Below are 26,262 nucleotides of genomic sequence, written 5' to 3' on the forward strand. Positions count from 1 at the left end.
TATCATCTTCAGCCTCCTGCTCAATTGGCTGAGGCTTTTGTGTGCCTTGTTCCTGACAATGCTCACAACAGCCCTAACGCCACCACTCCGGCCGCGATCAGCCTGAACTCCGCCCCTCAGTTGGGACAAAGCCCTCCAACGCAGATCACTTTCACGGTTGACGCGAAAATCGCTTTCTTCACGGACGACCAAATAGAGTCGGAACAAACCGGAACCACGATGTTTGCTTTGGGCCCATAATGGGCCCAAAACGTTTTGGGCCGAGGGCAGTTTTTGTCAATAAAATCAATGGATATGGTGGGCCCGGAGGGACTCGAACCCCCAACCAAGCGGTTATGAGCCGCCGGCTCTAACCATTGAGCTACAGGCCCCACACGCGGCTGGATTAATGTTTTTCCTCGAATCGCACAAGGCTTTCCGAACTGGCTGGCCGAGATCGTCCAAATCAGCCCATATTCAGCCATTAGAGCGACCTGCGTCCACTTAGACGCGCAAGTACGCTCTAACGCTTTGAACCCACGCATCGTGCTTTCCGAAATCGATTCCGATTTTGGGCCGATGCGGTAGTCGACAAGCGCGACTGGATCGCAGACCGAGGAGATTTTTATGACCAGACATCTTTTGCCCTTGGCGCTCGCCGCCGCAATCGCGTTTCCGGCGATGGCCGGTGCGGCCGATTCGCCGCCGCCGCCCCGCATCGTCGTCACTGGCGAAGGCGAAGCAACCGCGGCCCCCGACCTGGCGCTGCTGACGCTCAGCGTCATGCGCGAGGCCAAGACCGCGCGTGCCGCGCTCGATGCCAACAACGACGCCATGGCTTCGGTGATTGCCGCAATGAAGTCGGCTGGCATCAAGGAGCGCGACCTGCAGACGGCCGGCATCCAGATCAACCCACGCTACAATTATACCAACAAGGCGGACGGGAGCCAGGAAGCCGAACTCATCGCCTATCAGGTGACCAACACGCTTTCGGTGCGCATCCGCGACATCGACAAAACAGGCGAGATTCTCGACAGGGCGGTATCGCTCGGCGTCAACCAAGGTGGCGGCATCTCGTTCTCCAACGAAGATCCAACGGCAACTGTCACCGAAGCCCGCAAGAAGGCGGTCGCCGACGCCATGGCCAAGGCCAGGACTCTGGCTGAAGCTGCCGGCGTCAGCATCGGACGGGTGCTGGAAATCACCGACCAGAACGTCGCGCCGCCGCCGATACCGATGAACGCCAAGGCTTTTGATGCGGCTCGCGAATCGGTTCCGGTGCAGGCTGGCGAGAATTCCTACACGGTGCAGGTCAACGTCACTTTCGAGTTGAAGTGACCGCCACCTGAAGTGGTTCGGCAGCGGCAACATTGACTTTGCTGCATGAAAAAACCCCGGAGGACTGGTCCTCCGGGGGTTTTTCGAGCCGCACCCTTCTCTCAGCGGAAAGGGGCTCTACTACTCCAGACCGACCTTCGCAGAAGGTCATGTCCCAAGCTGACCTTCGCAGAAGATCATACTACCAGGCGGGCCGTTGCCGGTAGGCAACGTGCGAACGCTTACCGGTAGAGGACCGGGCAGCCGCGCTCATTGGCGAACACGACCACGACGCGGTCGCCATACTGGCGGCCCGCTACTTTCACGGTGCGGCGGCCGACGTCGATGATACGGGCACGGCGCAGACCCATGCGCTCTGCCTTGCCGAGAGCACGGTTTGGCGAGCAGGACCGGCGCCAGTCGCGTTCGCGGCGGCGTTCGCGGTAGTAACCATCGTCATCGCCGGTATAGACGCCAACGCGCGGATCGTCATCGTCGCCGAAGCCGAGATAGATGCTGTCTGCCTGGGCTGTGGCGGGGATAGCGGCAAGCGTGCCGAGGCCGATAAGCGCCGAAAGGGCCGCCGTCTTGATCGTGTTGAACATTATCTTCTCTCCTTGTTCAGGGCTTCCGCCCGCCTTTGATCGAACCAATCATGTCTTGGTCGAACCGATGGCGAGGAGAATGCGCTTGCGTATCTGAACTTTTTACGAACCGGCCGTTCATTTCGGGTTCATGTAACAGCAACAAGCAATTGCGCAGTCTTCTCGGCTTTTCGGTTCTGAACAATCCGGTCGGTTCTGAACCATTTGGATAGAAAACGCGCTGTCGGGCGGCCGGTTCCGGGCCCTGAAGGCCGGGCCCTAGGGCTCGTCGTCCAGCATGTGCTCGAAATAGTCGTCCGGCTCGGCAAGATCGGTCTCGCTGGCGCTGACCCGGCCGCGCATCGAGATGCCGGCCTCATGCACCGTCTCGGCACTGCCCGACACCAGCCTGTGCCACCAGTAGAGATCGTGGCCCTCGGCGACCAGCCGGTAGGCGCAGGTCTTGGGCAGCCAGCTGATGGTGCGCACATTCTGCGGCGTCAGCCCGACGCAGTCCGGGACGCGGGCCAGCCGGTTGGCATAGTCCGAACAGCGGCACGTTTCGGCGTCGAACAGCCGGCAGCCGACGCTGGTCCAGTAGATCTCGCTGGTGTCTTCGTCCTCGAGTTTCGACAGACAGCATTTGCCGCAGCCGTCGCAAAGCGATTCCCACTCGGCCGGGGTCATCGCTTCGAGCGTCTTGGTTTTCCAGAACGGCGTTTCCATTGACGGGATGTGGCCCCCGCCGGCGTCAAGGTCAAGCACCGCAACAGACGCAGACCCGGACAGAACCATAGGCCGGCACCATAGGAATAACACGAAGTCGCCTTCAAAACGCCGGCCAATTGCCCTTCGTAGCCGTTAATGCCCACTAACCGGAACCAATCCGGTTGATGAACAGTTTGGGCCGGGATGGGACGCCAAAAGGAGGATTTCTAATGAAACGCCAACCACGGATTCTCGCAGGCACGGCACTTGGCCTGCTGATGGCGTCCGCGCCGTTGGGCGCATTCCCGTTGCAGGGCAGCGCTGCGTTCGACCCACCGCAAAGTACCGCCACGCCGTTGATCCCCGCGCAATCGAACTGCCCTGAAGGCGAGTCGGCGGAAGGCTGCGCACAGCAGGCGGAACCGGAGCAGAAGCCTCGCAGGAAGCGCGAGCGGCAGGCCGAATCGGCGCCCGCGGAACAGGCCGCGCCTTCCGGCGAGGAGCAGCAGGGCAATCAGCGCAGGAAGAGGCGCGAGCAGCAACAGCAGGAGGAAGCCGCCGAACGGCCCGCTGAGCAGGCCGCACCTGCCAGCGACGAACAGCCGCGCAGAAAGAAGCGTGACCGGCAACAGCAGGAGGAAGCCGCACCCGCCGAGCAGGCCGCACCTGCCAGCGACGAACAGCCCGAACCGCGCAGAAAGAGGCGTGACCGGCAACAGCAGGAGGAAGCCGCGCCGGCCGAACGGCCCGCCGAGCAGGCCGCGCCTGCGAGCGACGAACAGCCCGAACCGCGCAGAAAGAAGCGCGACCGGCAACAGCAGGAGGAAGCCGCACCGGCCGAACGGCCCGCGGAGCAGGCCGCGCCTGCGAGCGACGAACAGCCCGAACAGCGCAGGAAGAAGCGTGACCGGCAACAGCAGGAGGAAGCCGCACCGGCCGAACGGCCCGCCGAGCAGGCCGCACCTGCCAGCGACGAACAGCCCGAACCGCGCAGAAAGAAGCGGGAGCAGGATCAGCAGATCGAAGCCGCACCATCCGAACAGCCAGCCAGGAAGGAACCCGGCGAGCAGGGCGAGCCGCTTCCGACCGACCAGCAAGCAGCTCCGACGGAGGGCGACAAGCCCCGGGATCAGGCCAGGGAACGCGGCAAGAAGCCTGTCGACGAACAGCCGGTGACAGGAGAGCAGCCCCCAACCGGCGAGCAGCCCGCCGAGCGCGAGCAGGCCGCGCCCGCCGAAGGCGAAGGTGCGGCCCAAGGCGAGGCTGCCGTGTTCGACAGTCAGAAGGAGCGCAAGCGCAGGGCCGGGAGGGACAACGCGCAAGAGACCGGCGGCCAGGACGCCGGTGGTCAGCCCGCGCAGCAGAACGGCGAGCAGGCGGAAGCCCCGAGACCGGCTCCGGTCGACCAGGGACCGCCGCCCACCGACGACAGGGCGGCGCAGCAGGCGATCAAGCTTGAGAGGGTGGTTCGGGCGACGGAGGAAAAGGGCAGACGCGTTGAGCGTGCGCCCGACGACGAAGACATTCGCCGCCGTCCACGCCCGCGAGGGGTCGACGTTGTCAGGGAACTCGGCGACCGCGTTATCCTCCAGTTCAACAACCAGACGATCGTGGAAAGCGACGATGCGCCGCGCATGCGCCGTGGCGCGCGGAACGTCTACTATGAGGAGTTGTCGGGCAATCGCACCCGGGAAATCGTCGAGCGTGACAACGGAATCCAGATCGTCACCATCCGCAACCGCTACGGCGATGTCGTCCAGCGTTCACGCATCGCGCCCGATGGACGCGAATATGTGCTGAGCTATGTCGACGAGCGACACTATGAGGACGATGGCGACTGGCGCGATCCGGGCGACGACCTGCCGCCGATTCGGATCGATATTCCGCGCGAGGAGTACATTCTGGATTCCGAGGCGGTCGAGGATCCGGCCGACTACTATGCCTTTCTTGAACAGCCGCCGGTGGAGAGGGTGCAACGCCTCTACTCGATCGACGAGGTCAAGCGCTCGGCCCGCGTGCGCGACATCGCCCGCCGCATCGACCTCGACACGCTGAACTTCGAATTCGGTTCAGCCTCGATCCCCGAAACCGAGGTGCAGAAACTGGAAGGCGTCGCCAGCGCCATGGAGAAGCTCTTGGAGAAGAACCCGGCGGAAACCTTCCTGATCGAAGGCCATACCGATGCCGTCGGCAGGCCGGAGGCGAACCTCGCTCTGTCCGACCGTCGCGCGGAGGCTGTCGCCGAAGCCCTGAGCAATGCCTTCAGCATCCCGCCGGAGAACCTGACGACACAGGGCTATGGCGAGGAGTATCTTAAGGTCGATACGTCGGAGCCTGAGCGCGAGAACCGTCGCGTCGCCATCCGCCGCATCACCTCGCTGGTGGCGCCGGTGGCCAGCGCGAATTAATTCGCAATTCCAGAACCTGAACTGGTTTCTGGAATCTATGCGGGAAGAGGTCGCCCACCCCGGTTCCACCGGGATGGGCGGTTTCGACAATGAGCCGAGGTTGAAAGAGAATGTGCGCCGCGATTTTAATCAGGCATTGAATCGCGAGGGCGTCCGCCCCAGATTCTGGCTAGGGCTTCCCTGCCCTGTCCCGACTCCAGCGGGACACATGAGCCCCGCCGGTACCCCCTCGCCGGCGGGGTTTTGTTTCTGAGCTTCGGAGGAGAACCGAGGCCTATGCGGGGCCTAGACAATTCCTCACGGTGGCCTCGAAGCCAAGCAGGCTGAGGAGTGAGAACGGCGTCCGGTGCCAGTCAGTAGATATTTTTGACGTTGGTTTTCGAATTTGCAAACACCTCGTCTGGCACGAAGAAGTCACCGGCGAGCGGGCCCGTCGCATCAGGCGCATAGATCGAAAAGTCGCTGACGCCCTCGGCGCGCAGCACCTCCTCGTCGATGTAGAAATTGCCGGTCGCTTCGCGCGACGGCCTGAGCAGGATCGCATGCGCGGCATCGGCCATGATATCGGGCGAACGGCTCATCGCCGCCACTGTCGCCCCGCCCAGAAGATTGCGCACCGCTGCCGTATCGATCGTCGAGATCGGCCACAGCGAATTGACGGCGATGCCGTCCCTGGCGAACTCCGCGCTCATGCCCAGCGTGCACATCGACATGCCGAATTTGGCCATCGTATAGGCGACATGGTTCTTGAACCATTTGGCCTTCATGTCGAGCGGCGGCGCCAGATTCAAGATGTGAGGATTGTCAGCCAACTTTAGGTGCGGAATGCACATTTTGGAAACCAGGAACGTGCCGCGTGTGTTGATCTGGTGCATCAGGTCGTAGCGCTTCATATCGGTTTCCAGCGTGCCGGTGAGTTGGATGGCGCTGGCATTGTTGATGCAGATGTCGATGCCGCCGAATTTTTCGACGGTCCGGGCGACCGCCTCGGCCACCTGCCCCTCCTCGCGTATGTCGCACAGCATCGGCAATGCCTTGCCGCCGGCCTGCTCGATCTCCTGCGCGGCCGTATAGATCGTGCCCGGCAGCTTCGGGTGCGGCTCGGCGGTCTTGGCCGCGATGGTTACGTTGGCGCCGTCGCGCGCAGCGCGCAGCGCGATCGCCAGCCCGATGCCGCGCGACCCGCCGGAGATGAACAGCGTCTTTCCCTTGAGCGACATGTCTTCCGCCTCCGTTGCAAATCTGTTGGTCGCGATCCTTGCCCGCGCCGTCGCCAGACACAAGAGCGGCGAGCATCGAGGGGTGGTGACGCTGCGGAGGCGCCGCGAAATGCGTGGGCTCGCCAGCGGAGCAAGTATATATTCCATAAAAAAAGGTGGAATATAGAATGGCGCTGTCGATCAAGAACACGGAAGTCGAGCAATTGGCGCGGGAACTTGCCCGCCGCCGTCGCGTGTCGGTGACGGAAGCGATCCGTCAAAGCCTCGAGCGCGAAGTTGCGCGCGAGCGGCTTGTGCCGCGCGACGAGGCCGACGACCTTTTTCAGCGCCTGATGGCAATCGCCGAAAGAGCCGCAAAGATACCGAAACGCCAAGATGCGATGACCGAAGACGAAATCCTCGGCTACGACGAACCCGGAATCCCGACGCGATGATCATCGACTCCTCTGCCCTCGTCGCTATTTTGCGCACGGAACCAGGCTATGATCGTTTCGTGCTGGCGGTCGCCCGGGCTGAAAGGCGGCTGCTCGCAACACGGACCCTGCTCGAGGCGACGATGGTGCTGGTCGGCCGCTGGCAAGACCAGATCGTCGACGGCTTCGAAGCCTTTTTGCGCACCGCATCGATCGAGACGATCCCTTTTACGGCCGACCACGCCGCTGTGGCCCGTCAGGCCTTCCTGCGCTATGGCAACGGCCGGCATCCGGCCGCTCTCAATTTCGGCAACTGCATCGCCTGTGCCACGGCCCGTCTCGAGGCCATGCCGCTGCTGTTCAAGGGCGACGATTTCCGGCTGACGGATATCGAACCGGCCGTGTAGGGTGTGTTGAGATTCAGGTCAGGCCGCGCCGAAAATGGTGGTTTCCGAGAACCGGAACGGAGCGTACGTTTGGGTACGAGAGTACCGGAAGCGCAGGAAATCGGCATTTGCAGGCCGGCATCACCAGAATTTCAACACACCCTAGTCCACCGTCAGACCAGCACCAGGCCTTGCCGCATCGCGATAGCGATGGCGTCGGTGCGGTTGGCCGCACCTAGCTTGATCAGGATCGCTGCGACGTGGAACTTCGCCGTGTGGACGGAAATGTTCAAGCGCCGCGCGATCACCTTGTTGGGCGCGCCTTCGGCCAAGAGCGCCAGCACTTCGCTCTCGCGCGGCGAAAGCGCCGGCCGGCCGGCCCTGTCGTCGACCGGCTCCTCGTCGGAGAGGTCGTCGTCATGGAAGGCGAAATCGTCATGTCGATCGGACAAAGGGCGGCCCTCGCCCGAGATCCGATAGCCAGCCGCCGCCAGTCGCGCGGCGGCAGCGATCAGCAGATCGTCCGCTGCCGCCGGCAGCACGGCAAGCACTGTATCGGCCGGCCGCTGCCGGCTCGCTCGTCGCGACAGGAGCACCTGGGGTATGACGGGATCGTTGGCCCCGCCTTCCAGGCCCCCTCTTTCCAGGTAAACGTCATCGACGATCGCGACATCCGCTCTGTCGGCGCTATTGCTGCTACCGGCCAGAATCGGCAGCAGATCGCCGGTCGCGGCAAGGGCGGTGGACAGGTGCTCGGCGCGCACGACGTCATCGAGCGCGATCAGCACCGTCAGCCGCCGCCCCGTGATCCCGTGACTTGCCATCGATCTTCTCAGTTCAGCGGCTTTTCGCCGATGGTCAGCACGACGTCGAGCCGTTCGCCGCCGCGCACCACGCCGAGCGTCACCGACGCGCCGGCACTGTCCGGCCCGAGCCTGCGGATCAGCTCGCGCGGCCCATGCACGGCCTCGCCGTTCCACGACACGATGATGTCGCCAAGATGCAGGCCGGCCGCCTTCGCCGGGCCATTGTCGTCGAGGCTCATCACCATCGCGCCATGCGTGTCGCCGCTGCGGATTGGATGCAGGCCGGCGCCGAGATAGCCGCGCGCGACATGGCCCTTCTCGCGCAGCGTCGCCACCGCCCGTTCGATCGTCTCGTAAGGCATGACCAGCGCCCGCCGGCGCGGCCCGAACAGCAGCATGCCGATCAGTGCGCCCTTGGCGTCGAGCACCGGGCCGCCCTCGAAACGGCCGCCGGCATTGACGGCCAGATTGATGCGCCGGTCGATCGTGCCGCCGCGCATCGAGCGCCAGGCCGGACCGACCTCACCAACCGTGCCGAAAGCGGCGAGCGACGCACCGTCGCAATTGCCGACGGCGATAGCCAGATGGCCCGGCCGCACCGTGCCCGCCTTAGCCAGCGGCGGCACGTCCGGCGCGCCGGTCGGCTTCAGAAGGGCGGTCCCAGTGGATGGATCGCGGCCGACCAGCTCAGCCTTCACCTTGTCGCCCGATGAAAGCCTCAGCTCGATCTCCTCGCCGGCCTCCACCGCCTCCTCGGCAGCGACAAAATAGCCGTCGCGCCAATGGAAGGCGGTCGCGGTGCGATGCTGATGCGTGGCGAAGCTCGCCGTCGCCGGCGCCGCTGCGGCGGCGATATCGGCGATGGCGTCGGAAAATGCGCTCAGATTGAAGTCGCTCATGTTGGTCTCCTGGGTCTTTATCGCATCGGCCCGAAAATCGACACCGATTTTCGGAAACTACGATGCGAGAACTCTTTTAGAGCGCACTTTGAGCGTCCAATGGACGCTCGTCGCTCTACCCAGATATCGCTCGGCAGTGCGTTGGCGGGTACTCGCCTGACGGCTAGTTGGGCGTTGGACTGGCCATCTGGTCAGGTCGCGGCCGATCCGGCCGCTCCGCACATATAGGCATCCTTCATCTTGCTCTAAAGACACGGAGCCCTGCCATGTCCCTGCCCGCCCGGCAATTGCAGTTCGACGATGCGCTGCTCGACGATTATTCGGTAACGGTCGCTGATGCCGTGGACCGCATTGGTCCCGCCGTCTGTCGCATCGAGCGCATCGGTGGTGCCGGCGGCCAAGGCTCCGGCTTCGTCATCACACCGGATGGGCTGGTCGTAACCAATTTCCACGTCGTTGGCGATGCCCGCACCGTCCGTGTTACGATGCCGGACGGCGTCTCCAGAGAAGGTCGTGTTCTCGGCCGCGACCCCGACACCGACATCGCGCTGGTGCGTGCCGACGGCAGCTTTGCCGACATCGCACCGCTCGGCGATTCCAAGCGCCTGCGGCGCGGCCAGATCGCCATTGCCATCGGCAACCCGCTCGGCTTCGAATGGACCGTCACATCAGGCGTCGTCTCGGCGCTCGGCCGCTCGATGCGTGCCTCCACCGGCCGGCTGATCGACGATGTCATCCAGACCGACGCAGCACTCAACCCCGGCAATTCCGGTGGACCGCTGGTGTCGTCGGCGGGCGAGGTCATCGGCGTCAACACCGCCATGATCCATGGCGCGCAAGGCATCGCTTTCGCGGTTGCCTCCAACACCGCCAATTTCGTCATTTCCGAGATCATCCGCTTCGGCCGCGTGCGCCGCGCCTTCATCGGTGTCTCGGCCGATACGACAAACCTGCCGCGCCGCGCCGCCCTGCTGTCGCAAGTGTCGAGCAGCACGGCTGTGCGCCTGCGCAGCGTCGAGGCGAACAGCCCGGCGGCCAAGGCCGGGCTCAGGGAAGGCGACATCATCGCCGCCATCGACGGCCGCCCGGTCACCGGCGTCGACGATCTGGTACGCATGCTCGATGCCGAGCGCATCGGTCGCGAGACACTGTGCACGGTGGTGCGCCGCTCCGGAATTGCCCAGGTCACGCTGATGCCGGTGGCGCGAAGCTGACCATTATCGGCTCAAAGATCTGGCCGAGCAGCGAAACCACCAGCCAGTGTGCCAAGCAGGACCGCGCAGTCGCCGCCGACGACTAGCGAACTCATCGTCGTCTCAGCCCGCCGCCCCTTCAACAAACTGCGCCAGGAACTCGGCGCTGGGCGGGATCGGCTTGATCACGTCGATCAGCACGCCATTGGGGTCTTTGGTGATGAAGTGGCGCTGGCCGAAGGCTTCGTCGCGCAGGCTGCACAGGATCGGCAGGCCGGCGGCGGTGATCCGCTCGTAGACCGCATCCGGGTTCTTGACCTCGAAATTGATCAGCAGGCCGGAGGTACGGCCGCGCCCTTCCTCAGGAATCGTTTCATGATCGCCCTGGACGATGCCGAGATTGACGTGGCGATCCTCGGTGGATTGCAGATGCACGTACCAGTCGCTCTCGAACAGCGGCTTGAAGCTGAAGTGCGTGACATAGAAGGCCTTCGTGCCGGCAACGTCGCCGGTCATCAGCACCGGGTAATAGCTTGTCGTCTTCATCTTTCCTTCTCCCGTCAAATAACATACAGTCTGCATGTAAATGCGTATTAACATACAGGCTGCATGTATGCAACAGGAATCCGCGCGCCGCTCCAATCGCGATCGTACCGAAGCGACGCGCGCCGACCTGATCGCCGCGGCGCGAAAACTGTTCATCGAAAAGTCCTATGCGGAGACCGGCACGCCCGAGATCGTTGCTGCGGCCGGCGTCACGCGCGGCGCGCTCTATCATCACTTTGCCGATAAGCAGGCGCTGTTCGCCGCAGTGGTCGAGCAGGAGGCGGCTGCTGTGGCGGAAGAGATCGAGCGCGCCTCGCCGCCCTCGCTGTTTGCCCGCGACGCGCTGGTCGCCGGCTCGGATGCCTATCTTGCCGCCATGCGAATGCCTGGCCGCACCCGGCTGCTGCTGCTCGACGGACCGGCCGTGCTCGGCCGCGCCGCCATGGACGAGATCGACAACCGCCACGGCAACCGCTCGCTGCGCGAGGGTCTCGTCGCCGCGATGCGCTCCCACTCGATGACGAAATTGCCTGTGGAAGCGCTAACGGCTTTGCTTGCCGCCGCTTTCGACCGCGCGGCACTCGCCATTGAAGCTGGAGCGTCGGCCGAGGACTATCGCACGGTTCTCATGGCGCTGATCGACGGACTGACTCCGGCTCCTCCTCAGGCACCTCACCCGGCTCGAACTCGTTGAAGCAGCCAAGCTGGCGCTTGAATTCGTCGATCAGCCAGGCTGCCGCCGGTTTCGGACTACGGTCGGCGCGATGCATGGCATAGAGCGGCGCCCGCACCTCGCTGTAGGGTTCGAGGTCGAGCTCGACAAGGCGGCCGCTTGCCAGATCCTCGGCGATCAGCCAGCGCGGCAGCCCGCCCCAGCCTAATCCCTCACGCATCAGCGCATGCTTGGTGCGCACGTCGGTCAGCCGCCAGGTGCGGTAGGCAAAGACGCCGTAATCGCGCCCGCGCGTCCGCTCCGACTGATCACTGACGACCAGTTGGGTGTGCTCGCGCACCTCCTCTAGCGGCACTCGTCCTGGCAGTAGCGCCAAAGGGTGATCGGGCGCCGCGACCGGCACCATCGTCGTGAAGCCGATGCGCAGCAGGTGCACGTCGGCATCGCCCGGAATGCCGCCGATTCCAAAATCGGCCTGCCCGTTGACCACCTGCTCGACGATCAGCCCCAGCGAACCGGTATGCAGGCGCAACGTCACGGTCGGGAATTGCACCTCGAAGGCCTTCAACACCCGCACCAGCACCGGCGAAGCCAAGGTCATCTCCACTGACATGACGACCTCGGCCTCGAGACCCTGCCGGTGGCCGTCGACACGCGAGCGAATCCGCTGCAGCACGCCGACCATGCGCCGCGCATCTTCAAGCGTCGCCTTCCCGATATCGGTCAGTTGCGGCTCGCGCGTACCCTCGCGCTCGAACAGTTTCAGCCCGAGCTGCGCCTCCAGATTGGCGATGGCGTAGCTGATGACCGATTGCGCGCGGTTGAGCTTGCGCCCGGCGGCGGAGAAACTGCCGGTGTCGGCCACCGTAACCAGGATCTGCAGTTGGTCGAGTGTTGGGTTGGGTTGCATCGTTCCATCCATAATTTAGATGGATCATACGAAAAATATACCAGTTTTTCAAATGGGCTGGCAGACCCATATTTGCGGGACATTCAACTCATCCCTGGAGACCCGCCATGTCTATCCTTCTTGTTACATCGAGCCCGCGCGGCAATGCCTCGCACTCGACCCGTATCGCCACCGAACTCGCCGAGAAACTGCTTGCCCCCGATCCCTCGGCCAAGCTTGTCGTCCGCGACCTCGTCGCCGACCCGCTGCCGCATATCGATCCCGATTATTCGACCGGCATCTATACGCCCGTCGAGGCCCGCACCCAGCGCCAGGCCGAGGTCGTCGGCGTTTCCGACGGCGTGTTGGATGAACTGTTTGCGGCAGACACCATCATCCTCGCCACCGGCTTCATCAATTTCGGCATCTCGTCGACCCTGAAATCCTGGGTCGATCACGTCGCCCGCTCCGGCAAGACTTTCGCTTATGGCGAGAATGGCCCGAAGGGCCTTGTCACCGGCAAGAAGGTTTACATCGTCCTTGCCTCGGGCGGCATCTATTCGGAGGGCGCTGCCGTGCAGATGGATCACGCCATCCCTTACCTGCGCAGCGTGCTTGGCTTCATCGGCATGACCGATGTCGAAGTCATCCGCATCGAAGGCGTCGGCATGGGCCCCGAGGCCGTCACCGCCGCTCTGGCCAAGGCATCGGCCAAGGTGGATGCGGTGGTGGCCTCGACCGGGGCAGTTGCCGCTGCCGCGTAGAGCGCGAACAACTGGTAATCAGAACCGAAAAGGCAGGCGCCGGGCGCCTGCCTTTTTGCACTTGCCTGATGCCTGCAGCTTTACGTCGCTCCGAAGTCGCGCGACATTGCCATTCGCGACGCTACCCGAACATCTTCTCGCCTTGCTCGTCGACCAGCTGAATGCCCTTCTTGATCGAGATGTCGACAGCATCATCGAGTCCAGCAAAACGATCGGCGCGGATGAATTTGTGCTCCTTCATCACGCCGTCGATCTCCTTGGAAACCACGCCGCAGGTCTGGTATTGGCCCTCCGCCTTGTACGGCGTGGCGCTGATCAAAAATCCCTTGTGCTCGATCTGCTTTGCCGGTGCAGCACTCTTTGGCTCGCCCGCGTCACCGCCGCCACCGCCGAAAAGACGTTTCAGAAAAGACATGGGCGCGCCCTCCAACGGCAATCATCCTGTATCACATAGCGTGATGCAGGATGATTTCACTAGCGGTCCTTAGGCAAACGGGCAAGGGCCGCATCCGGACCCAGAAGTCGGTCGCGCGACAGTGCTTCCAGCGCTTCGGCCGCCCCTTCCAGTATGGCGATCGCCTCGGCCTGTTTTTCAGCCGGCGCATCGACAAAGTGGCCGAGGGCTGCGCGGAGCCGGTGGCGCACGGCGCGGAATTCGTCGCGCTTTTCCGAACCGCCGCGGCCGCGCCGTCCGCCATCCTCGCCGTCGTCGTTCCAGCCGAACCAGTCGCGCGCCTTAGCCATCTTGCGGCCGAAACGCTCGAGATGATCGAGCACGTGGTCGATCATCTCGCGATTGTCATTGAGATGCGCCTGCCCTGCCTCGGTAATCGAAAAAACCTTCTTGTTGCCTTCCGCCGACGAGACGGCATAGCCGGCCTCTTCCAGGAAGGTCAGCGTCGGATAGACCACGCCGGGGCTCGGGCTGTAGACGCCGCTGGTGCGTTCCTCCAGCGCCTTGATGATGTCATAGCCGTGGCGCGGCGCCTCGGCCAGCAGCGACAGCGTGATCAGCTTGAGATCGCCGTCGGCCAGCATACGCCCGGCGCGGAACATGTCGCCCGGCCCGCCGCGCCCGCCGCCCCTCATGCCGTGGCCGAATGGGCCGAAGCCGCCGCCACGGCCGCCGAATTTGCCCGCCATATGCATGAAAACGCGCTCGGCATGCTTGCCGAAATGATGATGTCGGTGCATTGTCTGCTCCTTGAGATATGTCTTACGATATATCTTAGCTAAGCGCGTGAAGCGATTGAGTCAAGATATATCTTACGATGTATCTCGCGCGCTGCATCGTCGGCGGGCGCCGAGAGCGGCTTTGCGGACGAAATACCGCCTACCAGCGGCCCTTGCGCCGATTCCAGGCACAGAGAAGATCAGCGACGCGATCATAGGCATAGCGTGTCAGCGGCAGCACGGCGCGGTTGCCGAACAGCGCTGCCAGCCAGCCCTCGCCCGGCGTTCTCAGCCAGACGGCAATTGCGACGTCGGCGCCGACCAGCAGCTTGCCGTCCGCATCGGTTGCGTGCAGCCGGCGGCGGATGTCGTCCAGCGACACGCCGTATCCGGCCAGCGCCGCCGGTTCGGCATTGATGTCGCGAAACGCGATTCGCCCGGCCTTGATCGACTCGACCAGCCGCCGCTTCTGCCGGCTAATGCCGGCATCGCAAACCGGACAACGGGTATTGTACCAGATGGTCAGCAGGGGCTTGGGCATGTGTCTCGAGACGCGAGCTGAAGTGCTGCGCTGACTATCCGGGAAATACCTTCGCCCCGCCCGCAACATTTCGGGCCAGCCACTTTCGGGCCAGACACATTCCGGGCCAGCCACCTTCGGGCCAGATTGGCCGGGCGCCGTCGAGCGGCGCCTGACCGTCCGATGTCCGGCAGCTTGCGCGAGCCGCGCAACGCCTCAGCCGAGCGAGGCGACGATCTCGCGATAGGCCAATTCCGGGAAAGCCTTGAGCGTCCGCGTCCTCACGTTACCGCCTGTCGCCAGCATCAGCGAGAAACGAGCGAGCACCGCATCGTCGGGCGCTTCGACGACCGCCACCATATCGCATTCGCCCATGGTGAGATAAAACGCCTTGAACGAGCCGCCCATGTCTCCCAGCAGCTTCTTGGCGGCATCGAGCCGCTTCGGCGACTCGCGCACATTTTTGGCGCCCTGCTCCGTCCAGTTGATCAGCACGATATAAGTTGTCATGCACACCTCCCTCCGGGGCCTCGGAGCACGGCGTCACTGCCGGGGCGGGCATCCGGGTTTGTCGCCCAGAAATTGCATCCGACACGAGATTATCCTCCCACAGCAGGTGTGCTGCAACAACAACCGCACCGTCGCGAGACAATCTCTGCGGCACGATCGAAAAAGGGCGCCGCAGCGCCCTTTAAATTGCTTATTCGTTGCCCGGCATCAGCTGTCCAGAAAGCTCCGCAGCTTGCGCGAGCGACTCGGGTGCTTAAGCTTGCGCAGCGCCTTGGCTTCGATCTGGCGGATGCGCTCGCGGGTGACCGAGAACTGCTGGCCGACTTCCTCCAGCGTGTGGTCGGTGTTCATGCCGATGCCGAAGCGCATTCTGAGCACGCGCTCTTCACGCGGGGTGAGCGAAGCAAGCACCCGCGTCGTCGTCTCGCGCAGATTGGCCTGGATGGCCGCGTCGATCGGCAGGATCGCCATCTTGTCCTCGATGAAATCGCCGAGATGCGAATCCTCCTCGTCGCCGACCGGCGTTTCGAGCGAAATCGGTTCCTTGGCGATCTTCAGCACCTTGCGCACTTTTTCCAGCGGCATGGCGAGTTTTTCCGCCAGTTCCTCCGGCGTCGGCTCGCGGCCGATCTCGTGCAGCATCTGGCGCGAGGTGCGCACGATCTTGTTGATCGTCTCGATCATATGCACCGGAATGCGGATGGTGCGCGCCTGGTCGGCGATCGAGCGGGTGATCGCTTGCCGGATCCACCACGTCGCATAGGTCGAGAACTTGTAGCCGCGGCGATATTCGAACTTGTCGACCGCCTTCATCAGGCCGATATTGCCTTCCTGGATCAGGTCGAGGAATTGCAGGCCGCGATTGGTGTATTTCTTGGCGATGGAAATGACGAGGCGCAGATTGGCCTCGACCATTTCCTTCTTGGCGATCGCGGCTTCGCGCTCGCCCTTCTGCACCTGGTTGACGATCCTGCGGAATTCCTGGATCGAGATCGCCGTCTCGGTGGCGAGGTTCTGGATCTCGGCGCGCAGGTCGCGGATCGCGTCCTTTTCGTTCTTGGTGAATTCCTTCCAGCCGCGCGAGGTCAGATTGCCGATCGAGCGCGTCCAGTTCGGATCGAGCTCAGAGCCCTGGTACTCCTTCAGGAATTCCTCGCGGCGCACGCCATAGCTTTCGGCCAGCCGCAACAGCTTGCCTTCGTTCTGCACCAGGCGCTTGTTGATGTCGTATAGCTGCTCGACCAGCGCCTCGATGCGCGCCGTGTTCAGGGATAGCGACTTCACCGCCTTGATCAGCTGGTCCTTCAGCTCCTTCAGCCGGCGGTCCTGGCTGGGCGACAGCGTGCCGGCGGCAGCCAGCCGGTTCTCGACCTGCTGGTCCTGCAGCTTGCGCAACTTCTTATAGGTGTCGGCGATGACGTCGAGCGTCTCCATCACCTGCGGGCGCAGCTCCGCTTCCATCGCCGCCAGCGACAGGCTGGCTTCGTCCTCGTCTTCCTCGTCGTCGTCCGTCAGACCGCGGGTGTCGCCGCCGACATTGGTGATGTCGTCCTCGTCCTCGCGCGAACGGCGCGGCTTTTCCTCGGTCTTGGCTTCCTCGATCCGCTCGACCACCGGCGCCTGCTTGGCCTCCGGTCCGGCATAGGTCGCTTCGAGGTCGATGATCTCGCGCAGCAGAATCTTCGATTCATTGAGTTCGTCACGCCAGATGATGATGGCTTGGAAGGTCAGCGGGCTTTCGCACAGGCCCGCGATCATCGTCTCGCGGCCGGCCTCGATGCGCTTGGCGATCGCGATTTCACCCTCGCGCGACAGAAGCTCGACCGAGCCCATCTCGCGCAGATACATGCGAACCGGATCGTCGGTACGATCGGTCGGCTCTTTCTTGGTGGTCGTCGCAGCAACGGCGGTGCCGGTCTGCTCGGCCAGTTCGTTGGCGTCTTCCTCGGCGTCGGCAGCCGCATCGGCGGCTTCAGGCTCCTCGCCCTGCTCGTCGTCCTCGACCACGTTGATGCCCATGTCGGAGAGCATGGCCATCGTGTCCTCGATCTGCTCGGAGGTCACTTCCTCCGAGGGCAGCACCGAATTCAGTTCGTCCATGGTGACATAGCCGCGCTTCTTGGCGGCCTTGATCATCTTCTTGACAGCATCGTCGGAAAGGTCGAGCAGAGGGCCATCGGTGGCGCCTTCACGTTCGGTCTCGACCTCTTCCTTTTCTTTTGTCGCCATTCTTTATTTTCTCCAAGCGGCCAAGTATCTAGCCGCATAAGTATCAAGCCGCGTAAGCTGCCGAACCGGTTAAATCAGATGCGCTCGCGCTGGAACGCGCTTCCCCGGGCCAGTAACTGCATCTCTCGTTAAGTCCAGATTAACCCTGGTATCTGTGGCAGGCTGACTGCCCGTCCAGTGACCGGTACCTCACATCGCTGCATTTCCGTCGACGCCGGCGCGGGTTAACGTTTCGAATCGTCCTGATTCCGTTATTCTGCCAGAAGGTCAAGCGCCTCTCGCATGATTCGCATGAAAAAAGCGAATCATTTACCCGACTTAAAGCGCCGCGGCTGATTCGGCGCGCAAGCACGGTCTGCACTTTCACTCTTTCGTAAGCTTCGACCTACACCCGCCCGGCCCGGCCCGACGACACGCCGAACCCTTCGATCAGCGCTTCCGTTGCCTGCACATCGCGAAATTGCGCCTGGATCTCGACGAGATGCCGGTAATTTTCGTCCGTGGGATCGCTGGCGAGCGCCGCTTCTGCCTGTTTCAGCTCCTTATGTAAGGTGCGCGCGCTGCGCTGCAAGTGGAGCGCCTGGCTGAAGGCGTCGCGGGCGTCGTCAAGTCCGGCTGTTTCCAGCGCCGGCCATTGCCGCGCCCGTTTGATCAGCGCCACCACGCGTGCCCAGATCTCGCCGCAGCCGGCCCGTTCGATCGTCGCGATCACCGCGTTGCGGTCGTTGGCCATGTCATGCGCCATCGCATCGAGGATCGCCGCATGCAGTCGCTTCAGATCGGTGTTGGCGAGGTCGAGGAACTCGACATGTGCGAAATTCTCGTCGATCAGTGCCGGATGATTGACAAGGGCTGCGATGATCGTCGCCTCGCGCACCGACATCCCCTCGCTGCCGCGCTTGACCAGCGCCGAGCGGCCAAGGCTTTCGGTGATCGCCGTGCGTCCGCCGGCATTGCCGCTGCGTGCGAACTGTCCGCCAGGAGCTGAGCCCTTGCCCTGAAAGCGCCCGCCGGGCCGCCCATCCTGGCGCCCCGCTTGATAAAGTTGGCGCGCGCCGCGCTGGGCGCCGAAAAAGCTTAGCACCCGCTCGCGCATTTCCTGTTGGTAGTGATAGCGCAAGCTCTCGTCGCGGATGCGGCTGGTCAGTTCGCGCAGCGTCTTTTCCAGTTCCGCCCGTCGTTCCGGCGTGTCGAAGATGCCGCCGGCCGTTTCGCGCATCCACAAAAGATCGGCGAGCGGCCGCGCCTCGGAAAGCACGGCGCGAAACGCGTCCGGCCCTTCGGCCTTGACCAGATCGTCGGGATCCTTGCCTTCGGGCAGAAGCGCAAAGCGCACCGAGCGGCCTGCCTGAACCGCCGGCAGCGCCATGTCGGCGGCGCGCCATGCCGCCTTCAGTCCGGCCTGGTCGCCATCAAAGCACAGCACCGGCTCGCCGGCCATCCGCCACAGGAGTTCGAGCTGGTTTTCGGTCAGCGCGGTGCCGAGCGGCGCCACGACGTTCTCGAAACCGGCCTGGGCCAGCGCGATCACGTCCATATAGCCCTCGACGGCGATGACCGTGCCGCCCTTGGCCACAGCCCCCTTTCCCAGTGCCCCCTTTCCCAGCGCTTGGCGCGCGCGGGCGAAATTGTAGAGCACATTGCCCTTGTGGAAGAGCTCGGTGTCGGGCGAATTCATGTATTTGGCAAGCGCATCGGCTGCCAGCGCCCGACCGCCAAAAGCGATTATCTTGCCTCTGGAATCCGGGATCGGGAACATGATGCGGTCGCGGAACCAATCGTAGGAAACCGGAACGTCGTCGCCATGGCGCACCAGCCCGCATGCCTCGATATCGGCCTTGGGCACGCCCTTGGCGGCAAGATGCTCCTTCAGCGCGTTGCGGCTGTCCGGGGCATAGCCGAGCCGGAACGATTGCTGCGTCGCCGGCGTCAGCCCGCGGTCGCGCAGATAGGCGCGGGCTTTTGCACCTTCCGGTCCCTGCAGCCGCTCCTGGAAGAAGGCGGTCGCCATTTCCATGATTTCGGTCAGGCTGGTGCGTTCCTTTTCGCGCCGTTCCTCCTCGGCATCGCGAACCGGCATCGGCACCCCGGCCATATCGGCGATCTTCTCGACCGCTTCGGGAAAGCTCATTCCGTCGAGTTCGGTGAGGAATTTGAAGTGATCGCCCGAAACCGAGCAGCCGAAGCAATGGTAGCGGCCCTTCTTGTCCTCGCAGTGGAAGGACGGGCTCTTCTCGCCATGGAAGGGACAGCACGCCCAATAGTCGCCGCGCGGCGCGTTGGTTTTCTTCCTGTCCCACGCAACGCGCTGGCCGATCACCGATGAAATCGGCACGCGGTCGCGTATCTCGTCGAGGAAGGCAGGTGGAAAGCGCATCGGGAACGGCTCGTTTGCCCTCCATATAATCACGCCGGCGAAACCCGACGACTCCTAATGCGGAACATACCCGGTTTTCACAGGGCAAAAAGAAGGCGGCCTTTGCAAGCCGCCTTCCTTCCTATCCGGCATTGTGCAGGTCGATGTTTTTGAGGGTCAGTGCGCGGCAATCGCGCCGAAGATGATGCCGGACACGACGCTGACCAAGAGATAGTCGTTGCCGACGCGGATCCATTCCTGGCCACGACCTGGACGACGCAGGCCATAGTGGCGATAGTCGCGGATCGGCTGGTGGCGCTTCCAGCTCGAATATTTCTGGCCGTTGCGCCAATGGTTCCTCTCCACGACGACTTTCTTCTTCACCACGACGCGCTTCTTCACGTGCCTGTCTGGCTTCTTCCAGTCGACATGGCTGTAGGTCGACTGCGGTGCATTCGGCGCGTTCAGCGGCGCTGCCTGGCCCTGCAGGGACGTCGCAGCCAGCATCGATACGGCGACTGCGGAAAGAATGATACGTTTCATGACGGGGTACTCCTTGGTTGTCGATGCCCAAGTAATAGTGCCCGAAGAATGAACTGAAACTGAACACGAGGATTACGTTTTTGTAATGATTTCATGTATTTATAATAGCTAATTCAACACTCAGCTCAGACCTGATCTTATGGGGCGGTCGGCACTCGACCGCGCGACAATCCAGAAGCCGGCCGGCAATGCAACCATTTTGCGATCCATCCATTTCCGACACGCCCTGTCGCGCACCAACAGCCGGCCGAAATGGGCAAAATTTATTATCCGGCTAAGAGGAATCGGAGTAGTATCGACCTTTGCAATGTCTTTGATTCGCCCCCTCTTTTGCCTCTTTGCCGTCGCGGCTCCCGTATCGCTGACGCCTGTCGGAATGCGAGCCTGACATGAGCGGTTCGGTCGTTCTGCTGCATCTTGCCGGCGCGGTGGCGCTGATGCTGTTTGCCACCCGCTTGGTGAAGACAGGTGTCGAGCGCGCCTATGGCGATGTGCTGCGCCACAAGCTGCGCGCGACCATGCGCAATCCTTTCATGGCGGTTCTGGCCGGCTGCGGCCTAGCGATCGCCCTGCAAAGCTCCACCGCCGTCACCTTGCTGGTCGGCTCCTTCGCCGGCGCCGGCATTGTCAGTGGCATATCGGGCCAGCTTGCCGTGCGCGGCGCCGAGATCGGCTCGGCGCTGGTGGTCAAGCTGCTCACTTTCGACCTGTCGCTGCTGGTGCCGGTCTGTCTTGTCGCCGGCACCGTCATGTTCATGGCCACCGAGCGGCGCGACTGGCGCCAGTTCGGCCGCATCCTGGTCGGCATCGGCCTGCTGGTGTTGTCGCTGGAAATGATCGGCCAGGCCGCGGAGCCGCTGCGCCAGAGCACGCTGATGCCGGTCGTCGTCGATTACTTCTCCAGCGATCCGGTCACCGCCTATCTGCTGGCGGCGCTGGTCACCTGGCTGTTCCATTCCTCGATCGCCGCGGTCCTTTTAATGGTGACGCTCGCCGGCCGCGGCTTCATTCCGCCCGAACTCGGCATCGTGCTGGTGCTCGGCGTCAATCTGGGTTCGTCGATCATCGCGCCGCTGCTCACCCGCAATGCAGAGCCGGGCGTGCGTGTCGTACCGATCGGCAATCTCCTGATGCGCGGCATGGGCTCGCTGGCCATGCTGATCCTGTTTCTGTGGTTGAAGCCGCCGGTCGCCTTTCTCGGCGCCACCGTGCCCGACCAGATCGTCAACGCCCATATCCTCTTCAACGTCATGATCCTGGTTGCCGGCCTGCCACTGGCCGGCCTCGTCTACCGCGTTTCGGAAAAGATCGTGGCGCTCGGCACCAAACCGGCGCCGGCCGAAGCGCTCGACGTCGTCGAGTTGTCCGCGCTCAACGACAGCGCCCTCGATGTGCCGAGCCAGGCGCTGGCCAACGCCACCCGCGAGGTGGTGCGGGTCTGCGAGACGGTCGAGATCATGCTGAAGCGGATCATCGAGCTCTATGACAGCGCCGACGCCGACAAGATCAAGGCGCTGGCCGCGCTCGACGACCGCGTCGACAAGAAACATGCGTCGATTAAGCTCTATCTGGCCAAGGTCACCAGGAACCCGCTGAGCGAGGACGAGGCGCTGCGCTGCCAGGAATTGATCGGCGCCTGCGTCAAGCTCGAACAGGTCGGCGACATCATCGTGCGCAACATGCTGGTGCATGTCAGGAAGAAGCTTGAGCGCGGGCTGGAGTTCACGCCCGAGGGTTGGTGTGAGCTTAGCGGCTTCCACGCTTCGGTGCTCGCCAACGCGCGGCTTGCCTTCAACGTGCTGGTCTCGCGCGATCCGGAGACCGCCCGCCAGCTGGTGTTGGAAAAGGATCGGCTGCGCGACCGCGAGAAGGAGACCAGCGCCAGCCATTTCGTGCGGCTGCGCGACGGCACCGCCAAGAGCGTCGAGACCAGTTCCATCCATCTCGACACTATCCGCGACCTGAAGCAGATCAATTCGCTGCTCGCCTCGATGGCCTACCCCGTGCTCGAGGAACGCGGCCTGCTCACCGGCTCGCGGCTGAAGGCCGGGTGATCCCGCGGCCTTGTCGCCGCGCCAGTCCGATCAAGAAAACCTGAAGAGGCGTCGACAATTTCTGGATTGCCCGCCGCCCTCGTTCGTGATTTGAGGCCATCTCATTCAACGATCGCCTTCTCGCGCCATGCTTCCCCTCATCGCCCTGTTCATCGCTGCGTTCGCATTCGGCACCACCGAGTTCGTCATCGCCGGCGTGCTGCCGCAGGTGGCGGACGGCCTTGGCGTCTCCATCCCAACCGCCGGCTACCTCGTCTCCGGCTACGCCGCCGGCATCGCGATCGGCGGACCGCTATTGACGCTCGCCACCAAGACGCTTTCCCGCAAAGCCTTGCTGCTTGGCCTTGCCGCAGCCTTCACCATCGGCCAGGCCGCCTGCGCCCTTGCGCCCGACTTCGCCTCCATGTTGCTGTTGCGGATTGCAGTAGCCGTGGCGCACGGCGCCTATTTCGGCGTCGCAATGGTGGTTGCGGTCGGCCTGGTCCGCCAGGATCAGCGTGGAATGGCCGTGGCGCTCATCCTGTCAGGCCTCACGGTCTCCAATGTCATAGGCGTACCGGCCGGCACGGCGATCGGCAATATTTGGGGGTGGCGCGCGACGTTCTGGGTGATGTGCGCGCTTGGCGTGATGTCCATCGCTGCCATGACCGTGCTGGTGCCGCGCAAGACGGGATCGTCGCGCCAGTCAGTCAGTTTTGGCAGCGAGGTTCGCGCGCTCGCACGCCAGCAGGTCTGGACGTCGCTGATCCTCATGCTGATGCTGATGATCGGCCAGTTCGGCCTGTTCACCTACATCACGCCGACGCTGCTTGAAGTCACCGGCCTCGACGAGGACCTGGTGCCCTGGGTGCTGCTGCTCAACGGTGTCGGCGCGACGATCGGTGTCTTCCTTGGCGGGCGGCTAGCCGACTGGAAACTGATGCCGTCACTCATCACCATGCTTTTCATGCAGGCGGTGACACTTGCCGTCATTTACGCCGTCAGCCCGTACCCGGTGCCGATGGTGGTGGCGATCTTTATCTGGGGCGGTCTCAGCTTTGCCATCGGCACCCCGATCCAGACCCGTATCCTGACCTGGACGGCGGATGCCTCCAATCTCGCCTCATCGCTCATCCCGGCCGGCTTCAATGTCGGCATCGCGCTGGCCGCCTCGCTCGGCGCCGCCATGCTCCATGCCGGCTATGGCTATCGCAGCCTGTCGGTGGTTGGCGCCATAGCCATGCTGGTCGCCGTGGCGGTCGCGCTTGCCTCGCATATCTGGGAGTGGCGCCGAAACACGATGCCGCCGCTGCCGGCCGCTGCCGAATAATCGGCAGGCGCTACAGGTCGATGCGATAGCGCAGGCTTTCGGCGCCGCCATAGGCAGCGTCCTCGAAGAATCGCCCGACCAGCCGTCCGCCATTGGCCAGGACCACCTTCTGCGAGGCGAGATTACCCGGCTTGGCAGTGATCTCGACTAAGGGCAGGCCGAGCGCCCTCGCCTCGCCGAGCATCAGCCTCACTGCCTCTGTCGCATAGCCGCGCCGCCGCTTCCACGGCACCACGGCATAGCCGATGTGGCCGAGCACATGCGGCGGCAACTCGGCGGTGCCGCGCTGCCAGCGCAAGCCGATCGAGCCGGCGACTTCGCCGTCCCAGATCCAGCGCCGGAATCCCGGCAGGCGCGGCACTTTCGTCCCATCAGGCAAGGTGATCGGACCACCACCGGGGTCGTCGAGATCGGCGAGGAAGGCCGTCGGATCCTGTTCGATGGCCGCAAGCTGCTCGCGCGTCGCCTCCATCAGCCGCACATTGTCCGGCGACCAGCCGCGCTCGAGGGCCGCCTTGTAGGACGGCAGATGTTCAAGCGCCGGTTTGACGAGTTCGACCATGACGTTCGATCGCTCCGCTGCCGCCCTCAGACTCTGAAGTTGATCTTCAGGGGCGGCTTTCTAAAATCAAATGTCATCGATTGGGTCCACCTACTTTGGAGTGAACACAATGGCCGACCACACGTCCGAGAAGTCGGCGAAGGCCGCCGCCAAGCGGGTCGTGGCGACCAAACCGCGCAAGGCAACGCCGAAGCCGCAGTCCGGCAAGGAAGCGAAGCCGACACTCCTCGCTGGCGGCAACCCCCAGATCGCGAAGGCTGAAGGCGACGCTCCCGTGCAGGCCTACATCGCGGCCATGCCAGGCTGGAAAAGCGACATCGGGCGCCGTCTCGACGCGATCATCGTGCGCACCGTCCCCAGCGTGCACAAGGTAGTCAAATGGAACTCGCCGTTTTACGGCATCGAGGGCCAGGGCTGGTTCCTGTCGTTTCATGTCTTCACCCGCTACGTCAAAGTGACCTTCTTCCGAGGCACGTCACTGCGTCCTGTTCCTCCCGGCGAGTCCAAGCACAAGGAAGTGCGCTACCTCGACGTTTATGAGGACCAGCTCGACGAAGCTCAGTTTGCCGCCTGGGTGAAGCAAGCCAGCCAACTGCCCGGCGAACGAATGTGAGTCGCATCGCGAATTAGCCAAGGGCGTCCGCAAGCACCTCATTCAAGCGTGCGAACGCGGCGGGCTCGTCTGGCGCATGAGCCGGATTAACTTCTGTGATGGTCAGGCCGCGCCATTGCGGCAGGGCGGTCAACTGCTTTAGCACGAAGGCTGCCTGCTCCAGTTTGAGACCATCGCAACGGCGCACATTCTCGGCGATCGGAAAATCGATAAAGGAGAGTGCGTCGACATCGAAGTGAATGAGCACGCAGTCAAAGCGCGCCGCCCATTCGGCCGCGCGCGCCGCCGCTGCCTCGATATCACGCAAAGCTTCCTCACGCGATATGACCTTGATCGCGTGATCTCTGATCGCGGTGGCTTCGGGCGGAGTGATGTTCTCGACGCCGAAATAGAGAAGCTGCTGAGGCACGAGCATCGGACGCGCTGGGCCGAGCGTAGCGAGTGAAGGCTCGCACCCGGGAATATCGAGCAGATGAGCGACACCGGTCCAGTCCAGCGCGCCGTCGCTCGTGTCAGGTGTGTTGAGATCGGCGTCGAAGTCTATGTAGACGAGTCCGATCCGCGCGCCGGCCGCGTTCGCTCCGGCGACCGTTCCCAGTTCCACAGTACAATCGCCGCCCAAAACAAGCACGTCCTCCTCCGCTGCGATCGCCGTCGCCACTTCGCTTGCGACCAAGTCACAGGCGTGGCGCACTGCCTCCAGGTTCATGGCCTGCGGCCGCGAGCGATCCGGTCGCCACCGGAACGATGCAACATCGCCGTGATCCCTGATGGTTCTGCCTCGGCTCGCGAGCGCCGCTGCGAGCCCATGTCGCCGAAAGGCCGCGGGAGCTTGCTCCTGCCCTGGCGAATAGGCGCCGGCGCTGGTGGCGGCGCCGACAATGTTCAACAAACGCGCCGCCAAATCGAAGCTCCGTTTTTCGTAGGATCCTCGTTGCAAAAAGGGTCTGGAGCAACGAAAGTTCCTCCTCGACGTCGAGAGTTTGTCGAACGCGCCGGAACGGCAAATGGCTTGCCGCATCGATGTCGTCGTGAGACGCCAGACGCCGACGTGCACAAACCACTGGGACCAGTCATGACCAAAGCGACAACAGCCACGCAGAAGAGCGGCTCGAAGGAAGGAGAAGGAGGAGACACTCCCTCTCAGTTGATAGATGCGAGAATCGACGAACTGAGCGATTGGCGGGGCGAGATGCTCGCTCGGATCCGAACCCTCATCAAGCAGGCCGATCCCGAAGTGATCGAGGCGTGGAAGTGGAGAGGGGTTCCGGTGTGGGAACACGCCGGAATTATCTGCACCGGTGAGACGTACAAGAATGTCGTCAAGATGACCTTCGCCAAGGGCGCCACGCTGGAGGACCCATCTGGCCTCTTCAACTCCAGCCTCGAAGGCAACACCAGGCGCGCCATCGATATCCATGAGGGAGACACGATCGATGACGAGGCGCTGAAGGCGCTCATTCGCGCCGCCGTGGCACTGAACATGTCGGTGCGAGCTACACCGCGCTCTCAGAAACCAAAGAGCGCTTGAGGATCATCCACAACCGGCCAGCGCTGGCTCCTCGCGGTGGCGTCTTTCGAGGCCTTTGAGCATCGCTGCAGCGGGAA

28 protein-coding genes and 1 tRNA gene are annotated in these 26,262 nt (G+C 63.3%); 12 read left to right on the plus strand and 17 right to left on the minus strand.

Translation table 11 applies throughout. From position 1 onward, the window contains the following. Positions 1-240, plus strand: a 240-nt coding sequence (locus NMG80_RS28355; RefSeq protein WP_254021162.1) for a hypothetical protein, incomplete at its 5' end; no start/stop codon positions are given. 55 nt (positions 241-295) lie between these two features. Here NMG80_RS28355 and NMG80_RS28360 read toward each other — a convergent pair. Continuing rightward, a tRNA-Ile gene (locus NMG80_RS28360) sits at positions 296-371 on the minus strand. A 235-nt stretch (positions 372-606) separates the two neighbouring features. Here NMG80_RS28360 and NMG80_RS28365 point away from each other — a divergent pair. Then, a complete protein-coding gene (locus tag NMG80_RS28365; protein ID WP_254021163.1) occupies positions 607-1,317 on the plus strand; it encodes an SIMPL domain-containing protein in 711 nt (236 codons plus the stop codon). 221 nt (positions 1,318-1,538) lie between these two features. Here NMG80_RS28365 and NMG80_RS28370 read toward each other — a convergent pair whose 3' ends face one another. Together NMG80_RS28370 and NMG80_RS28375 are read right to left on the minus strand one after the other, a co-directional pair. After that, on the minus strand, positions 1,539-1,901 hold the full coding sequence (locus NMG80_RS28370) for a hypothetical protein (protein WP_254021164.1): 363 nt from the start codon (positions 1,899-1,901) through the stop codon (positions 1,539-1,541). 258 nt (positions 1,902-2,159) lie between these two features. Continuing rightward, complete coding sequence (locus tag NMG80_RS28375) at positions 2,160-2,606, minus strand: YcgN family cysteine cluster protein (RefSeq protein ID WP_254021299.1); 447 nt, start codon at positions 2,604-2,606, stop codon at positions 2,160-2,162. 260 nt (positions 2,607-2,866) lie between these two features. Between NMG80_RS28375 and NMG80_RS28380 the strand changes: the two genes are divergently transcribed. Beyond that, positions 2,867-4,996 carry an OmpA family protein gene (locus NMG80_RS28380; RefSeq protein WP_436798706.1) on the plus strand — a complete coding sequence of 710 codons (2,130 nt, stop codon included), beginning with the start codon at positions 2,867-2,869 and terminating at the stop codon, positions 4,994-4,996. A 353-nt stretch (positions 4,997-5,349) separates the two neighbouring features. Here NMG80_RS28380 and NMG80_RS28385 read toward each other — a convergent pair whose 3' ends face one another. Further along, on the minus strand, positions 5,350-6,216 hold the full coding sequence (locus NMG80_RS28385) for an SDR family oxidoreductase (RefSeq protein ID WP_254021166.1): 867 nt from the start codon (positions 6,214-6,216) through the stop codon (positions 5,350-5,352). A gap of 167 nt (positions 6,217-6,383) precedes the next feature. Between NMG80_RS28385 and NMG80_RS28390 the strand changes: the two genes are divergently transcribed. Next, on the plus strand, positions 6,384-6,650 hold the full coding sequence (locus NMG80_RS28390; RefSeq protein WP_254021167.1) for a type II toxin-antitoxin system VapB family antitoxin: 267 nt from the start codon (positions 6,384-6,386) through the stop codon (positions 6,648-6,650). After that, positions 6,647-7,036, plus strand: coding sequence for a type II toxin-antitoxin system VapC family toxin (locus tag NMG80_RS28395; RefSeq protein WP_254021168.1), 390 nt, complete (start codon positions 6,647-6,649; stop codon positions 7,034-7,036). Before NMG80_RS28390 ends, NMG80_RS28395 begins: the two co-directional genes overlap by 4 nt. 152 nt (positions 7,037-7,188) lie before the next feature. Here NMG80_RS28395 and NMG80_RS28400 read toward each other — a convergent pair whose 3' ends face one another. Continuing rightward, the gene (locus tag NMG80_RS28400) at positions 7,189-7,839 is read right to left on the minus strand and encodes a helix-turn-helix transcriptional regulator (RefSeq protein WP_254021169.1); all 651 of its coding nucleotides are present in this window, start codon (positions 7,837-7,839) and stop codon (positions 7,189-7,191) included. A gap of 8 nt (positions 7,840-7,847) precedes the next feature. Continuing rightward, positions 7,848-8,720, minus strand: coding sequence for a S1C family serine protease (locus NMG80_RS28405; protein ID WP_254021170.1), 873 nt, complete (start codon positions 8,718-8,720; stop codon positions 7,848-7,850). Positions 8,721-8,986: 266 nt separating this feature from the next. Between NMG80_RS28405 and NMG80_RS28410 the strand changes: the two genes are divergently transcribed. After that, a complete protein-coding gene (locus tag NMG80_RS28410; RefSeq protein WP_254021171.1) occupies positions 8,987-9,934 on the plus strand; it encodes a S1C family serine protease in 948 nt (315 codons plus the stop codon). Positions 9,935-10,036: 102 nt separating this feature from the next. On the opposite strand, the gene NMG80_RS28415 is transcribed toward NMG80_RS28410, so the two are convergent. After that, a complete protein-coding gene (locus NMG80_RS28415; RefSeq protein ID WP_254021172.1) occupies positions 10,037-10,459 on the minus strand; it encodes a VOC family protein in 423 nt (140 codons plus the stop codon). 67 nt (positions 10,460-10,526) lie between these two features. On the opposite strand from NMG80_RS28415, the gene NMG80_RS28420 reads away from it, so the two are divergent. Then, entirely contained in the window at positions 10,527-11,153 is a 627-nt protein-coding gene (locus NMG80_RS28420) for a TetR/AcrR family transcriptional regulator (protein ID WP_254021173.1), read from the plus strand. On the opposite strand, the gene NMG80_RS28425 is transcribed toward NMG80_RS28420, so the two are convergent. Next, on the minus strand, positions 11,086-12,042 hold the full coding sequence (locus tag NMG80_RS28425) for a LysR family transcriptional regulator (protein ID WP_254021174.1): 957 nt from the start codon (positions 12,040-12,042) through the stop codon (positions 11,086-11,088). The genes NMG80_RS28420 and NMG80_RS28425 overlap by 68 nt on opposite strands. A 107-nt stretch (positions 12,043-12,149) precedes the next feature. On the opposite strand from NMG80_RS28425, the gene NMG80_RS28430 reads away from it, so the two are divergent. Further along, a complete protein-coding gene (locus tag NMG80_RS28430; protein WP_254021175.1) occupies positions 12,150-12,785 on the plus strand; it encodes an FMN-dependent NADH-azoreductase in 636 nt (211 codons plus the stop codon). A 121-nt stretch (positions 12,786-12,906) separates the two neighbouring features. Here NMG80_RS28430 and NMG80_RS28435 read toward each other — a convergent pair whose 3' ends face one another. From NMG80_RS28435 to NMG80_RS28465, 7 genes are all read right to left on the minus strand, one after another. Then, positions 12,907-13,200 carry an HlyU family transcriptional regulator gene (locus tag NMG80_RS28435; RefSeq protein WP_065009209.1) on the minus strand — a complete coding sequence of 98 codons (294 nt, stop codon included), beginning with the start codon at positions 13,198-13,200 and terminating at the stop codon, positions 12,907-12,909. Between the two features lie 59 nt (positions 13,201-13,259). Further along, positions 13,260-13,979 carry a PadR family transcriptional regulator gene (locus NMG80_RS28440; protein WP_254021176.1) on the minus strand — a complete coding sequence of 240 codons (720 nt, stop codon included), beginning with the start codon at positions 13,977-13,979 and terminating at the stop codon, positions 13,260-13,262. Positions 13,980-14,118: 139 nt separating this feature from the next. Further along, positions 14,119-14,499, minus strand: a complete 381-nt coding sequence (locus NMG80_RS28445; RefSeq protein WP_254021177.1) for a thiol-disulfide oxidoreductase DCC family protein — start codon at positions 14,497-14,499, stop codon at positions 14,119-14,121. Positions 14,500-14,694: 195 nt separating this feature from the next. Further along, positions 14,695-14,988 carry a GYD domain-containing protein gene (locus tag NMG80_RS28450; RefSeq protein WP_254021178.1) on the minus strand — a complete coding sequence of 98 codons (294 nt, stop codon included), beginning with the start codon at positions 14,986-14,988 and terminating at the stop codon, positions 14,695-14,697. Positions 14,989-15,195: 207 nt separating this feature from the next. Continuing rightward, a complete protein-coding gene (gene rpoD / locus NMG80_RS28455; protein ID WP_254021179.1) occupies positions 15,196-17,217 on the minus strand; it encodes an RNA polymerase sigma factor RpoD in 2,022 nt (673 codons plus the stop codon). A 385-nt stretch (positions 17,218-17,602) separates the two neighbouring features. Continuing rightward, positions 17,603-19,594: a DNA primase gene (dnaG, locus tag NMG80_RS28460; RefSeq protein WP_254021180.1), complete on the minus strand. Its 1,992-nt coding sequence runs from the start codon at positions 19,592-19,594 to the stop codon at positions 17,603-17,605. Positions 19,595-19,750: 156 nt separating this feature from the next. After that, on the minus strand, positions 19,751-20,116 hold the full coding sequence (locus tag NMG80_RS28465) for an RcnB family protein (RefSeq protein WP_254021181.1): 366 nt from the start codon (positions 20,114-20,116) through the stop codon (positions 19,751-19,753). Between the two features lie 389 nt (positions 20,117-20,505). On the opposite strand from NMG80_RS28465, the gene NMG80_RS28470 reads away from it, so the two are divergent. Next, a complete protein-coding gene (locus tag NMG80_RS28470; protein ID WP_254021182.1) occupies positions 20,506-22,170 on the plus strand; it encodes a Na/Pi cotransporter family protein in 1,665 nt (554 codons plus the stop codon). Positions 22,171-22,297: 127 nt separating this feature from the next. Further along, positions 22,298-23,479 carry an MFS transporter gene (locus NMG80_RS28475; RefSeq protein WP_254021183.1) on the plus strand — a complete coding sequence of 394 codons (1,182 nt, stop codon included), beginning with the start codon at positions 22,298-22,300 and terminating at the stop codon, positions 23,477-23,479. A gap of 10 nt (positions 23,480-23,489) precedes the next feature. Here the strand turns inward: NMG80_RS28475 and NMG80_RS28480 are convergent, their stop codons facing one another. After that, complete coding sequence (locus NMG80_RS28480) at positions 23,490-24,041, minus strand: GNAT family N-acetyltransferase (RefSeq protein WP_254021184.1); 552 nt, start codon at positions 24,039-24,041, stop codon at positions 23,490-23,492. A 109-nt stretch (positions 24,042-24,150) separates the two neighbouring features. Between NMG80_RS28480 and NMG80_RS28485 the strand changes: the two genes are divergently transcribed. Further along, on the plus strand, positions 24,151-24,654 hold the full coding sequence (locus NMG80_RS28485) for a DUF1801 domain-containing protein (RefSeq protein WP_254021185.1): 504 nt from the start codon (positions 24,151-24,153) through the stop codon (positions 24,652-24,654). Positions 24,655-24,667: 13 nt separating this feature from the next. Here NMG80_RS28485 and NMG80_RS28490 read toward each other — a convergent pair whose 3' ends face one another. Further along, complete coding sequence (locus tag NMG80_RS28490) at positions 24,668-25,558, minus strand: arginase family protein (protein WP_254021186.1); 891 nt, start codon at positions 25,556-25,558, stop codon at positions 24,668-24,670. A gap of 171 nt (positions 25,559-25,729) precedes the next feature. On the opposite strand from NMG80_RS28490, the gene NMG80_RS28495 reads away from it, so the two are divergent. Further along, positions 25,730-26,185: a DUF1801 domain-containing protein gene (locus NMG80_RS28495; RefSeq protein ID WP_254021187.1), complete on the plus strand. Its 456-nt coding sequence runs from the start codon at positions 25,730-25,732 to the stop codon at positions 26,183-26,185. Positions 26,186-26,262: the final 77 nt, after the last annotated feature.

Source organism: Mesorhizobium escarrei, assembly GCF_935825525.1.
Classification (GTDB): Bacteria; Pseudomonadota; Alphaproteobacteria; order Rhizobiales; family Rhizobiaceae; genus Mesorhizobium; species Mesorhizobium escarrei.

Coding starts and splice junctions, on each gene's coding strand:
- NMG80_RS28365 (WP_254021163.1), top strand. CDS start 607: ATGACCAGACATCTTTTGCCCTTGGCGCTCGCCGCCGCAATCGCGTTT.
- NMG80_RS28370 (WP_254021164.1), bottom strand. CDS start 1,901: ATGTTCAACACGATCAAGACGGCGGCCCTTTCGGCGCTTATCGGCCTC.
- NMG80_RS28375 (WP_254021299.1), bottom strand. CDS start 2,606: ATGGAAACGCCGTTCTGGAAAACCAAGACGCTCGAAGCGATGACCCCG.
- NMG80_RS28380 (WP_436798706.1), top strand. CDS start 2,867: ATGGCGTCCGCGCCGTTGGGCGCATTCCCGTTGCAGGGCAGCGCTGCG.
- NMG80_RS28385 (WP_254021166.1), bottom strand. CDS start 6,216: ATGTCGCTCAAGGGAAAGACGCTGTTCATCTCCGGCGGGTCGCGCGGC.
- NMG80_RS28390 (WP_254021167.1), top strand. CDS start 6,384: ATGGCGCTGTCGATCAAGAACACGGAAGTCGAGCAATTGGCGCGGGAA.
- NMG80_RS28395 (WP_254021168.1), top strand. CDS start 6,647: ATGATCATCGACTCCTCTGCCCTCGTCGCTATTTTGCGCACGGAACCA.
- NMG80_RS28400 (WP_254021169.1), bottom strand. CDS start 7,839: ATGGCAAGTCACGGGATCACGGGGCGGCGGCTGACGGTGCTGATCGCG.
- NMG80_RS28405 (WP_254021170.1), bottom strand. CDS start 8,720: ATGAGCGACTTCAATCTGAGCGCATTTTCCGACGCCATCGCCGATATC.
- NMG80_RS28410 (WP_254021171.1), top strand. CDS start 8,987: ATGTCCCTGCCCGCCCGGCAATTGCAGTTCGACGATGCGCTGCTCGAC.
- NMG80_RS28415 (WP_254021172.1), bottom strand. CDS start 10,459: ATGAAGACGACAAGCTATTACCCGGTGCTGATGACCGGCGACGTTGCC.
- NMG80_RS28420 (WP_254021173.1), top strand. CDS start 10,527: ATGCAACAGGAATCCGCGCGCCGCTCCAATCGCGATCGTACCGAAGCG.
- NMG80_RS28425 (WP_254021174.1), bottom strand. CDS start 12,042: ATGCAACCCAACCCAACACTCGACCAACTGCAGATCCTGGTTACGGTG.
- NMG80_RS28430 (WP_254021175.1), top strand. CDS start 12,150: ATGTCTATCCTTCTTGTTACATCGAGCCCGCGCGGCAATGCCTCGCAC.
- NMG80_RS28435 (WP_065009209.1), bottom strand. CDS start 13,200: ATGTCTTTTCTGAAACGTCTTTTCGGCGGTGGCGGCGGTGACGCGGGC.
- NMG80_RS28440 (WP_254021176.1), bottom strand. CDS start 13,979: ATGCACCGACATCATCATTTCGGCAAGCATGCCGAGCGCGTTTTCATG.
- NMG80_RS28445 (WP_254021177.1), bottom strand. CDS start 14,499: ATGCCCAAGCCCCTGCTGACCATCTGGTACAATACCCGTTGTCCGGTT.
- NMG80_RS28450 (WP_254021178.1), bottom strand. CDS start 14,988: ATGACAACTTATATCGTGCTGATCAACTGGACGGAGCAGGGCGCCAAA.
- rpoD (WP_254021179.1), bottom strand. CDS start 17,217: ATGGCGACAAAAGAAAAGGAAGAGGTCGAGACCGAACGTGAAGGCGCC.
- dnaG (WP_254021180.1), bottom strand. CDS start 19,594: ATGCGCTTTCCACCTGCCTTCCTCGACGAGATACGCGACCGCGTGCCG.
- NMG80_RS28465 (WP_254021181.1), bottom strand. CDS start 20,116: ATGAAACGTATCATTCTTTCCGCAGTCGCCGTATCGATGCTGGCTGCG.
- NMG80_RS28470 (WP_254021182.1), top strand. CDS start 20,506: ATGAGCGGTTCGGTCGTTCTGCTGCATCTTGCCGGCGCGGTGGCGCTG.
- NMG80_RS28475 (WP_254021183.1), top strand. CDS start 22,298: ATGCTTCCCCTCATCGCCCTGTTCATCGCTGCGTTCGCATTCGGCACC.
- NMG80_RS28480 (WP_254021184.1), bottom strand. CDS start 24,041: ATGGTCGAACTCGTCAAACCGGCGCTTGAACATCTGCCGTCCTACAAG.
- NMG80_RS28485 (WP_254021185.1), top strand. CDS start 24,151: ATGGCCGACCACACGTCCGAGAAGTCGGCGAAGGCCGCCGCCAAGCGG.
- NMG80_RS28495 (WP_254021187.1), top strand. CDS start 25,730: ATGACCAAAGCGACAACAGCCACGCAGAAGAGCGGCTCGAAGGAAGGA.